The organism is Mycobacterium sp. E1715, assembly GCF_001667625.1.
GTDB lineage: Bacteria > Actinomycetota > Actinomycetes > Mycobacteriales > Mycobacteriaceae > Mycobacterium.
In genome coordinates this window covers 1-11,397 of sequence record NZ_LZJJ01000563.1, presented here as the reverse complement: position 1 = coordinate 11,397, position 11,397 = coordinate 1, and the positions used below count along the sequence as shown (strand labels likewise).

Below are 11,397 nucleotides of genomic sequence, written 5' to 3'. Positions count from 1 at the left end.
CGCCGCCGCCCTGGGGGAGCTGCCCGATCGAGGCCGGCGCATCGTCGTCGTCGGCCTCTTCCTGCTGTCCGGCGCGGTGATCCTGCTGTGCGCCAAGCCGTTCGCCGACAACTTGGTCGCCGCGGGCACCGAGCTGGGCATCGATCGTTTCCTGCTGGTCCAGTGGCTCGCCCCGCTGGCCTCCGAAGCGCCGGAGTTCATCGTCGCCACCATCTTCGCCGCCCGGGGCAAGGGCACGGCGGCCATCGCCACCCTGATCTCCTCGAAGGTCAACCAGTGGACGTTGCTGATCGGATCGCTGCCGATTGCCCACCTCCTCGGCGGCGGCGGCTTCGCACTGCAGCTCGACCCGCGCCAGGTGGAGGAAGTGCTGCTGACGGCGACCCAGACCATGATGGGCGTGGCGCTGTTGTTGGCGCTGCGGTTCAACCGCGCCGCGGCGTGCACGCTGCTCGGCTTGTTCGTCGTGCAGTTCCCGATCGCCTCGACGCATGGCCGGCTGCTGCTCTGCGCCGTGTACACCGTGGTGGCCGTCGTCGCGCTGATCCGCTACCGCCGTCACCTGGCCGCCACCCTGCGGGCGCCGTTCTTCGGGACGGCAATCCGGCACACCGGTCACCCGCACCATCCGGAGCCAGACGCCTAGTCGCGGCCCTAGCGCCGGCCGTCCAGCAAAGTGCCAATACCCACGCTTCACCGGGGCAGGCCGCCTATTCTCTACAACTGGGGTGGTACGACCTGGATGGGTGGTGCTCACGTGACGATGTCCACCGTGGCGTGCCCATCATGCAGCGCTCAACTGCGCGCCACCGCCAAGTTCTGCGACGAGTGCGGATCGCAAGTCACGATCAGTCCGGCGGCCGCGGAGTACAAGCAGGTGACCGTACTGTTCGCCGACGTCGTGCACTCGATGGATATCGCCGCCACGGTGGGCGCGGAACGGCTGCGCGAGATCATGGGCGAACTCGTCGAGCGCGCAGCCGCGGTCGTTCAGAGATTCGGCGGCAGGGTGGACAAGTTCACCGGCGACGGGATCATGGCAGTGTTCGGCGCCCCAATCGCATTGGAGGACCACGCTTTTCGCGCCTGCCTTGCGGCGCTCGGGATCCAGGACGAGACCAGACGCGTGGCGGGCGAAGTCGCGCGCAGGGACAAGATCGAGCTGCAGCTACGGGTTGGCCTGAATTCGGGTCAGGTGATCGCCGGCGAGATCGGATCCGGCGCTCTGGGGTACACGGCCATCGGCGAGCAGGTGGGAATGGCCCAGCGGATGGAGTCGGTCGCGCCCCCGGGCGGGGTGATGCTCAGCGAGTCCACCGCGCGGCTGGTCGACGACGCCGCGACCCTTGCGGATCCAGAGATGGTGTACATCAAGGGAGCCAAGGACCCGGTCCCCGCTCGCCGCTTGATCGCTGCCACGAGCCAGCACAGCCAGCGCAAAGACCCTCATTTGGTCGGGCGCACATGGGAACTCAACACCATCGCCGGCATCCTCGATGAGGCGGTCGGCGGGGCAGGATGCGTCATCGATGTCGTCGGACCGCCGGGCATCGGCAAGAGCCGTACCGTCCGCGAATCGGCGGCATTGGCGAAGAGCCGCGGGATGGACGTCATCACCGTGTACTGCGAGTCCCACACCAGCGATATTCCGTTCCACGCGGTGACGGGGTTGTTGCGCGCCGCCCTCGGGGTCGACGGGCTGGGCGACGCGGCCGCACGGGCGCAGCTGGAAGCCAGGTTCCCGAACGCCGACAGTGAGGATCTCTGGCTGGTCGACGACCTGCTCGGCATTGCGGATCCCACGGTGGAAGCGCCCAACATCGAGGGTGACGCCCGGCGGCGGCGTCTCACCGCGCTCGTGACCGCCGCATGGGTGAATCGCCGTGGCTCGGCCCTCTATGTGATCGAGGATGCCCATTGGATCGACCAGGTCAGCGAGTCGATGCTCGCCGACTTTCTGACAGTGATCCGGCAAACCCGCTCGATGATGCTGATCACCTACCGGCCCGAGTATCAAGGCGCGCTGGCGGCGATTCCGGGCGCACAGACGATCGCGTTGCGTCCGCTGAACAACACCCAGACCGTGGCGCTGATCGGCGAATTGCTCGGCACCGATGCCTCGGTGCGCGGGCTCGCGGAAGTCATCTCCGAACGGGCGGGCGGCAATCCCTTTTTCGCCGAGGAGATCGTGCGCGACCTCGCGGAGCGGGGTTCGATTCGCGGCGAGCGCGGTTCCTACCTGCTCCACGGCGAGATTGCCGACATCACCGCCCCGCCGACATTGCACGCCGTCATCGCCGCCCGCATCGACCGCCTCAGCTTCCCGGCCAAACGCACCCTCTGCGCGGCCGCGGTGATCGGGACGCGGTTCAGCCCGGACCTGGTCAGCGCGCTGGGCGTCGAACCGGTCCTCGACGAACTGGTCAAGGGCGAGCTGATCGACCAGGTCGCGTTCACCCCGAAGGTCGAATACACGTTTCGGCATCCGCTGATCCGGTACGTGGCCTACGAATCGCAACTGAAGTCGGACCGCGACGAGCTGCACCGCCGGCTCGCCGCCCTGATCGAACAGCGCGAGCCGGAATCAGCCGACGAAAATGCCGCACTGATCGCAGAACACCTCAAAGCGGCGGGTGATCTGCATGCGGCCTTCGACTGGTACATGCGGGCGGGAACGTGGTTGAGACACCGCAACATGGCCGCCGCGCGGGCGAGCTGGCGGCATGCGCGCGACGTCGCGGACCGCCTACCCGCCGCCGACACCGAGCACGCCGCGATGCGGATCGCGCCGCGGACGCTGCTCTGCGCCAGTTCCTGGCTGACCGGCGGCACCATGGCAGACACCGGATTTGACGAACTGCGCGACCTGGCGACCGCCGCCGGCGACAAGGTGTCGCTGGCGATGGCGATGGCCGGATGGCTGCCGGCGCTGATCGTGCACGCCCGGTTCGGCGAAGCCGCACAGTTGGCCTCGGAGCTCGAGAGCCTGCTCGACTCGATCGGCGACCCGACCTTGATTCTCGGGCTGCTCTACGCGGCGATGCCCACCAATCTTCAGCGTTGCGAGATGACCGAAGCCCTACGCATCGCGCAGCGGGCGATCGAGCTGGCCGACGGTGACGCGACCAAGGGCAATCTGATCATCGGCTCCCCGCTGGCCGGCGCGACAGTGCTCCGGGGCTGCGCCCGGTGCTTCCTCGGCGATCCGGACTGGCGGGTTGATCTCGATACGGGCGTGACGATGGCCCGCGCATTCGAACCGGCGTTGCGCGCGATCATGCTGCTGTTCAAGTACAACCTGATCCCCTACGGGGTCTGGTCGCCCGACGCGGCCTCCCTGCAGGAGACGGCCGAGATGCTGGACATCGCGGAGCGGTCCGGTGACGATCTCACGCTGGCCTGCGCGCGGTACGTGCACGGCGTCGCCCTGTTGAGCTACGACGGAGGCTCACGCGAAGAGGCCTTCGCCCTGCTTGCCGCCGCGCGTGAGGCCGCCTTGCAAGAGCGCTTCACGCTGGGCGCGGACACGCTCGTGAACCTCTTCATCGCCAATGAGAAGTTGCGCATCGGCGACCTTGACGCTGCGATCGACCTCTTGCGCCCCGCCATCGAAGAGCAATACGACAGATCCGACTTCCTCAGTCTCGGCGCCACCACCGCCGCGCTGGCAGAAGCGCTGCTGCGCAGGGGTGGCGCCAGGGACCTCCCTGAAGCGCAAGAGGCCATCGACCGGCTGGCGGCGATGCCGACCGAACCCGGATTCGTGCTGCATGACCTGTGGCTGCTGCGGATGCGCGCGCTCGAGGCGCGGGCCCGCGGCGACGGCGCAACTTATCGGGACTACCGAGACCGCTATCGCGCCATGGCCAATTCGCTTGGCTTCGAAGGGCATATCGCGTGGGCCCGGGCAATGCCCTAACCCAGGTGCGCCCTCAATCACGCTGCGTATACGGTCCTCGGTATGACTCGAGTTTCGGTGATCACCGGCGGCGCGGGCGGCATGGGTCTGGCCACGGCCAGGATCGTCGGCCGCGACCACACCCTGGTCCTGTGCGACGTCAGGCAGGACCGGCTGAAGGCGGCGGCCGCGGCCCTGGAAGAGCTCGGCATGGTGCCCACGGCCGTCGACTGTGACGTCACCGACCGGGCGGCGGTCGTCGATCTGCTCCATACGGCCAAGGGTCTTGGCACGCTCGCGTCGGTCATCCACACCGCGGGTGTGAGCCCCAGCATGGGTCCCGCGGACTACGTCATGCGGACCAACGCGCTCGGCACGCTCTACGTCAACGAGGCTTTCTACGAAGCGGCCGGTGAGGGCGCCGTGATCGTCAACGTGGCGTCGATGGCGGCCCATGTCCTGCCCGCGGAAATGGTCCCGGTGGACCAGTTTCCGCTGGCGCTGCGCGATGCCGACGCCTTCCTGGAGGCGCTGATGACGACCTGCGACATCGTTCCCGAGGAAGCGCGATCCGGGATCGCCTACGCGGTCAGCAAGAGCTTCGTGAAGTGGTACAGCCAGTCGCAGGCGGAGAGATTCAACGGGCGCAGGCTGCGCATCGTCTCGGTTTCACCGGGGTCGATCGACACCGAGATGGGCAGGCTCGAGGAGCAGGCGGGCGCCGGCGCAATGGTGAGCAACGCCGCGGTCCCGCGGTGGGGTAAGCCCGAGGAGATGGCCGAGCTGCTTGCGTTCTGCGCCAGTGACAAAGCGGGCTACCTCACCGGCACCGACATCCTCAACGACGGCGGCGTGATCGCCTCGATGACCGAGCGAGCCCGAGTCGCCGCCGGCTGAGGGCTTCGGGGTCAAAAGCCGACCCCGGCCCCGGCGTCGCTACCTATGCTGAGCGGATGCCGCAACGGGTGCTGCGTGAACGTCTGATCGATCTGGAAGAGCCGAGCAGGGATACGGCGCGCGGTCGGGCGCTGCGCAAGGAGGTGCCGCGGCGCGCGCTCGCACAACTGACTCCATCCGACCGGTCGGCCACCGAAATCCTGGTGGCTCAAAACGCCGGGCGCCTACCGGATCTCGTCCCGCTGCGGTTCGCCCGGATGCTCGCCGATCCGTTCGCGTTCTACCGCGGGTCGGCCGCGGTCATGGCCGCCGACCTCGCCGCCTGCCCGTCGAGTGGAATCGAAGTGATGTGTTGCGGTGACGCCCACGTGTCCAACTTCGGGATGTATGCCGCCCCGCACCGCTCAATAGTGTTCGACCTGAACGACTTCGACGAAGCGGCCGTCGCTCCGGCAGAGTGGGACGTCAAGCGACTGATCACCAGCGCGATCGTCGGTGGGCGCCATGCGGGTTACGGGGCCAAGGCAATCCGCCGCTGCGTCGAGCAGGCGCTGGTCGGCTATCGAACCAGCCTGCAGGCAATGCTCGCCATGGACGTGCTGGACCGCTACTACCTGCGGGTGGAACCGGAGCGCTACACCGAAACGGTGTCCAAGGGGTTGCTTGACGTGATCCAGAAGACGACGTCCCGGGCGCGCACCCGGACTTCGGCGCGAGTCTTCAAACAGCTCACCGAGATCGGCCCCGACGGCACACCGCGGCTGCGTGAGGCGCCACCGGTTTTGCAGCATGTCGATGAGGATGTCGAAGCGGTGCTGATGGAGTCGATACAGGAATATCTGGCCACCGTTCCCGCCGACGTCGCGCTACTGCTGTCGCACTTCCGGGTCACCGATATGGCGCTGCGGGTTGTCGGGGTCGGCAGCGTCGGCACCCGGTGCTACCTGCTGATCCTGGTGGGCCCCAGCGGCACCCCGCTGATTTTGCAGATCAAGGAGGCGACCCGATCGGTGCTCGACGAATTCGGCGGTTGGCCACAGCCGGCTACGCTGGCGGCGGCCGTCGGCGCAACGGGCCAAGGGATGCGCGTCGTCGACGGCCAGCGGATATTGCAGGCGATGTCGGACGTGTTCCTCGGGGCGACGCGCAAAGACGACCGCGACTACTACGTTCGCCAGTTCCATGACATGAAGGGCAGCGTCGACACCGAGGGAATGTCGGCCGACACCTTCGTCGATTACGTGACGGCCTGCGCGGTGCTGCTCGCCAGGGCGCACTCCCAAAGCGCGAACGCGTCGATGTTGCACGGATACTTCGGCACCGGTGACGGCGTGCAGAACGCGGTGGCCGAGTGGTCTTACAGCTACGCCGAGAAGTCGCTGGACGATTTCCACCAGTTGAGAGCGGCGGCCGCGGCCGGCGACATCGAGGTCGCCGCGAACCCTGCCCGATAAGTCGGACCGTTGGCCGGCGGGCCACCCTCGCAAAATCAATCAATTGATAGTATTTGTGCCGCGGTGAGGGCCAGATAGAAAGGCGGCACCAATCGATGCGAAGCCGCGCGGCAATCCTCTACGACTACGGCCGTCCGTGGTCGGTCGAGGAGTTCACGCTGGATCCGCCGAAAGCCGGCGAGGTCCTGGTGCAACTGGCCGCCGCCGGGCTCTGTCACTCCGACGAACACATCCGGCAGGGCAGGCTGGCCCCGCCGCCAGAGACGCTGTGCGCCAAGGGATTACCCGCCATGTCGCCGACGATCGGGGGGCATGAGGGTTCCGGTGTGGTGGTCGAGGTCGGCGCGGGCGTAGCGGGGTTCGCACCGGGCGACCACGTGGTGACGTCCTTCGTCGCGGTGTGTGGCCGCTGCAGGTGGTGCGCGTCGGGGATGGAGTACCTGTGCGACACGGGGTCGGGGACCCTGGCGCCAGGCATGCCGACGGACGGCACCTTTCGCCATCACACGGTCGACGGGCGGAACCTAGGCCACGTATCCAAGATCGGCGCGTTCGCCGAACACACTGTGGTCGCGGCGGATTCGCTGGTAAAGATCGCTCCCGACTTTCCGCTGGTGCCCGCAGCGCTGCTGGCGTGCGCGGTTCCCACCGGTTACGGCTCGGCCGCCCGGCGTGCCGGGGTGCGGGGCGGTGACACGGTGGTAGTGATCGGGACCGGCGGAATCGGCACCGCGGCCGTTCAGGGCGCCCGCATCAGCGGGGCGGCCCGGATCGTCGCGGTCGATTCGAGCGACTACAAGCGCACCTCCGCAGCGAGATTCGGCGCCACCCATACCGCCGCGACGGCTACGGACGCGCTCGAGCTGGTGCGCGACCTGACCCGCGGCGTGATGGCCGACGCGGTCGTGGTGTCCCCCGCCATGATCGGCGATTCCGACGTCGCGGCGGCGCTGGCGCTCACCCGCAAGGGCGGCACCTGCGTGCTGACGGGGCTGCCCGCGCCGGCAACCAACTCGATCGCGCTCGCCCTGCAAGACTTCATCCTGATGAACAAGACGTTGTGCGGCACGGTGTTCGGGTCGTGCAATCCCAGGAGCGACATCGCGCTGCTGGCGACGCTTTACGAGTCGGGTCAGCTACTCCTCGACGAGATGATCACCAAGCGCTACCGGCTCGACGACATCAATGCCGCCTACGCCGACCTGAGCGCCGGCCACCTGATCCGGGGCGTGATCGACTTCGGTCTGCGCTAGCCCCGCCGGCCGCTTGTCGGTGCGGTGCGACCAGTCGCGCCTGCGCAGCCTCCACGTTCGCCGGGCGTACTCCAGTTCCGTGTATGGCCACTGGGTGACTATCCGGCCGGTGGGTGAGCGGAAGTAGCTGTCGCACTGGGTCCAGATGGTGCGCTCCAGGTCCGCGGAAAGCCGTTCGTTGTAGCGCTTTTCGGCTTCTGGGCGGACGTCGACATAGCCGCCCCTGCGCGCCACCCGGCCGACCGCGCTGGCGATCAGCCGCGCGCCCGCCTCGAGGATGTAGACGATCGAGTTTCCACCCTGGTTGGTGTTGGGGCCATAGAGCATGAAGAAGTTCGGAAAGCCGCTGACCGCGACGCCAAGGTAAGCGGTCGGGTCGTCGCCCCAACGCTCGTGCAGCCGGCGGCCCCCGGGCCCGATCACGTCGATGCCGGAGAGGTAGCGGGACGTTTCAAACCCAGTGGCCAACACGATCGCGTCGACGTCGACCCGCCGCCCCGCCTTGGTCAGCACGGCCGACTCGTCGACCCGCTCGATGGGGTCGGTCACCAACTCGACGTTGTCGCGCTGCAACGCCCGGTAGAACTCGTCGCCCAGCAGCACGCGTTTGCAGCGAAACGGGTAGTCCGGCGTCAACGCCCGGCGCAGTCGCTCGTCGGCAACGGTGCGTTCCAGGAACGACGTCGCGACCTGCGTGCGCGCCGTGACCACGGGGTCGTCGGCGAAGGTCGCGGTGTTGTCGTGCTGAAATTTCCAGATCTGCCAGCGGGTCCGGCGTACGGCCAGGGGGTTGCGGCGAAAGCGCGCCAATTCGCCTGCGCTGTAAGGGCGGTCATCCTTGGGCACCATCCACGGCGGTGTGCGTTGGAAGACGCTCACCCGGTCGGCGACCTTGGCCAGTTCGGGGACCGCCTGCACCCCGCTCGCGCCGGTGCCGATGACCGCCACGTTCTTGCCCGCCAGGCCGGCGTGGTGATCCCAGCGCGCGGTGTGCATGAGCGTGCCGGTGAAGTCGCTCAGACCCGGGATATCGGGAAGCTTTGGGGCACCGAACAATCCGACGGCGCACACGACCACGTCCGCGGTCAGGCTGGCGGTGTGCCCCGCCCGGTCGAGCCGGCATTCCCAGCCCCCGCCGTTCCAGCGCACCGAGCGCACCCGGGTGCCCAGCATCAGATGCCGGCGCAGATCGAAGTCGTCGGCCACCGATTCGAGGTATGCCAGGATCTCGGGTTGCCGGGCGTACGTACGGCTCCACGCGGTGTTGGGTGCGAATGAGAACGAGTAGAGGTGGCTTTGAATGTCGCAGGCGGCGCCGGGATAAGTGTTGCGCCGCCAGGTGCCTCCTACGCCGTCATCGCCCTCGATGATCACCAGATCCTCGATGCCGGCGCGGCGCAGCGCGACGGCGGCGCCGAGGCCACCGAAGCCCGCGCCGATGATCGCCACCCTGGGCGGGGGCCTGCGCCGAGTCGCCGCCCGCAGCCGGCCGACGCCGTAGCGCCATCGCGACCGCCGACTGGTCACGGCCCGGCCGTCCCGCCGCGAATCAGGTAACCGTTCATGTCGCCATCAGCCCGCCACGCCCCCAACATGTCGGCGTACTCGGTGGGTGCCCCGAAAAAGAAGCTGCCCTGACGAGTCTTGGCGTCCGCCTTGCCCTCCCGGTTGTAGTAGCCGGGGGTGCAGGTCTGAGCGCGCCCGGCACTGGCGGCCGACCGCATCACCACCGTGTCGACCCACGCGGCCTCGGCCTCGGGCGTGGCCTCCACTTCCGTGACGCCGCGCTCGAGCGCCCACGCGATGATCCACGCGGCGTGCGTCGCCTGCACGTCCAGCAGGTAGGGGAAGTTCACCGTCAGGCCCGCCTGGGCGATGCTTTCGATGAAGCAATTGGGAAAACGCGTCGTGCTCAGGCCCTGGTAGGTGCGCACGCCGTCGGCCCAGTGTTCGGTCAGCGAGACCCCGTCGCGACCGATCAACTCGAACCCGGTGCGGCGGCAGTAGTCGGTGCCCACCTCGAAACCCGTTGCGAAGATCAGGCAGTCGAGCTCGTAGGGCACGCCGTTGACCACCACACCGGACTCGGTGATGCGTTGGACCCCGCGGCCGCGGGTGTCGACCAGCGTGACGTTGTCGCGGTTGAACGTCTGCAGGTACTCGTCGTGGAAGCAGGGGCGCTTGCAGAAGTAGCCGTACCACGGCTTGAGCGATTCCGCGGTGGCCGGATCGGTGACGAGATCGTCGACGCGCGCCCGGATCTCTTCCATCTTGGCGAAGTCCGCGAGCTCGATGTCGCGGCCGCGTTGCGCCGGGTCCACGACGCCATCCCCGTCGTGGCGCATCACCGGAAGCTTGCGCGTGATGCTTGTCCAGGCGTCGGCGACCAGGTCCTCGTCGGCTTGGCCGCCTGCGGTCAGGATCTGGAAGTTCTCGATGCGCCGGCGCTGCCACCCGGGCCGTAACGTGTTGGCCCACTGTGCATCCGTGGCGCTGTTGGCCCGGACGTCGACCGACGACGGCGTGCGCTGAAACACGTAAAGGTGCTGCGCCGCCCTCGCGAGGTGGGGGACGCACTGGATCGCCGTGGCGCCGGTACCGATGATCCCCACGCGCTTGCCGGCGAGGTTCTCGAGGTTCTCGCCGGTATAGGCGTAGTCCCACCGGCTGGTATGGAAGGCGTGCCCGCTGAACGCGCCGAGGCCCTCGATACCGGGCAGCTTGGGCTTGGCCTGGTAGCCGTTGGCCATGGACACGAACCTGGCCCGCATCTCGTCGCGGCGGTTCGTGCGGATGATCCACCGCGATTCCTCGGCCGCCCAGCGGATCTCGTGTACATCGGTTTGCAGGCATGCGTCGCGGTACAGGTCGTAGCGCCGTGCGATGCGCTGGCAATGCGCGAAGATCTCCGGGCCCTTGGCGTACTTCTCGGTGGGGACGTAGCCGAGCTCTTCCAGCAGCGGCATGTACACGTAGGACTCGACATCGCAGGCAATCCCCGGGTACCGGTTCCAGTACCAGGTCCCGCCCACGTCGGCTGCCCGGTCGATGAGCCGCACGCTGTCGACGCCGAGCTGACGCAGCCGCACCCCCGTCAACAGCCCGCCGAATCCGGCGCCGATCACCGCGACGTCGACTTCGTCGGTCAGCGGCTCGCGCGTGAATTCACCGTCTGCCCAGGGGTCGTCGGCGAAGCGCGCGAATGCCCCCGCCGTCTCGACGTACTGAGCGATGCCGTCCGGGCGCAATCGGCGCGCGCGCTCTTCCGCGTATTTGCGTCGCAGCGCGTCGACGTCGAACGACACGGTTTCAGTCAAGGCCCGGTCCTCTCGTGGCCCGACTATATAATCAATCGCTTGATCATATCAAGGCGGTGCCGTGTCGGCCCCGCCGCTATCCGCGCCCGCTGGCGAACAACGTTCCGCTGATCATCTTCTTGGCCGAGTCGAGCGCGGCGTGATAATCGCGCGGCGGCGACGTGGCCCCCAACTCGACCAACCCGTAGATGAGCGCGTAGAGGGCCTCGACGACGCTGTCCCGATCGGAAGGCCGCGACAGTTCGCCCCGCCGGTAGCCGTCGTCGACGACGCCCTCGATGATCTCGCGGAAAGCCTGAAATCCCGTTCCCCCGTCCATGTGCCGATCGGGGCCGACCACTCCTTCGGCGCGGATGACCCACTCGAAGGCGGCGAGATCGGGATACTCGCGCATGAGCCGGCCCGATTCGTCGAGAACCGCCCCGATGCGGTCGACCGCGCTCCCCGGCCGCTCGGCGGCCGCCCGCAGCCGCGGCAAAGCGACATCGGTGCGCGCCGCGATCGCCGCCTTCGAGTGGGTCATCCGCGCCGAAGGAGTGGTCGGCCCCGATCGGCACATGGACGGGGGAACGGGATTT

At 68.0% G+C, this 11,397-nt stretch carries 7 protein-coding genes and 1 pseudogene; 5 read left to right on the top strand and 3 right to left on the bottom strand.

The window, feature by feature from the left end:
- The 5 genes from A9X03_RS27565 to A9X03_RS28915 all read left to right on the top strand — a co-directional run.
- Positions 1 to 646: sodium/calcium exchanger protein (locus A9X03_RS27565; RefSeq protein WP_369831425.1), on the top strand; the 646-nt coding region annotated here is incomplete at its 5' end.
- Between the two features lie 117 nt (positions 647 to 763).
- Positions 764 to 3,919 carry an adenylate/guanylate cyclase domain-containing protein gene (locus tag A9X03_RS27560; protein WP_068263955.1) on the top strand — a complete coding sequence of 1,052 codons (3,156 nt, stop codon included), beginning with the start codon at positions 764 to 766 and terminating at the stop codon, positions 3,917 to 3,919.
- A gap of 42 nt (positions 3,920 to 3,961) precedes the next feature.
- Positions 3,962 to 4,795 (top strand): SDR family oxidoreductase, encoded by an 834-nt coding sequence (locus tag A9X03_RS27555; RefSeq protein WP_082954948.1) that lies wholly within the window; start codon positions 3,962 to 3,964, stop codon positions 4,793 to 4,795.
- 56 nt (positions 4,796 to 4,851) lie between these two features.
- Positions 4,852 to 6,249 carry a DUF2252 domain-containing protein gene (locus tag A9X03_RS27550; RefSeq protein ID WP_068263952.1) on the top strand — a complete coding sequence of 466 codons (1,398 nt, stop codon included), beginning with the start codon at positions 4,852 to 4,854 and terminating at the stop codon, positions 6,247 to 6,249.
- Positions 6,250 to 6,344: 95 nt separating this feature from the next.
- On the top strand, positions 6,345 to 7,502 hold the full coding sequence (locus A9X03_RS28915; RefSeq protein ID WP_082974586.1) for a Zn-dependent alcohol dehydrogenase: 1,158 nt from the start codon (positions 6,345 to 6,347) through the stop codon (positions 7,500 to 7,502).
- On the opposite strand, the gene A9X03_RS27540 is transcribed toward A9X03_RS28915, so the two are convergent.
- From A9X03_RS27540 to A9X03_RS27530, 3 genes and pseudogenes are all read right to left on the bottom strand, one after another.
- Complete coding sequence (locus A9X03_RS27540) at positions 7,386 to 9,029, bottom strand: NAD(P)/FAD-dependent oxidoreductase (RefSeq protein ID WP_068263947.1); 1,644 nt, start codon at positions 9,027 to 9,029, stop codon at positions 7,386 to 7,388. The genes A9X03_RS28915 and A9X03_RS27540 overlap by 117 nt on opposite strands.
- Positions 9,026 to 10,819, bottom strand: a complete 1,794-nt coding sequence (locus A9X03_RS27535) for an NAD(P)/FAD-dependent oxidoreductase (protein WP_068263945.1) — start codon at positions 10,817 to 10,819, stop codon at positions 9,026 to 9,028. Before A9X03_RS27535 ends, A9X03_RS27540 begins: the two co-directional genes overlap by 4 nt.
- A gap of 76 nt (positions 10,820 to 10,895) precedes the next feature.
- Positions 10,896 to 11,397: pseudogene (locus A9X03_RS27530) on the bottom strand (hypothetical protein); the annotation flags it as partial.

Coding starts and splice junctions, on each gene's coding strand:
- A9X03_RS27560 (WP_068263955.1), top strand. CDS start 764: ATGTCCACCGTGGCGTGCCCATCATGCAGCGCTCAACTGCGCGCCACC.
- A9X03_RS27555 (WP_082954948.1), top strand. CDS start 3,962: ATGACTCGAGTTTCGGTGATCACCGGCGGCGCGGGCGGCATGGGTCTG.
- A9X03_RS27550 (WP_068263952.1), top strand. CDS start 4,852: ATGCCGCAACGGGTGCTGCGTGAACGTCTGATCGATCTGGAAGAGCCG.
- A9X03_RS28915 (WP_082974586.1), top strand. CDS start 6,345: ATGCGAAGCCGCGCGGCAATCCTCTACGACTACGGCCGTCCGTGGTCG.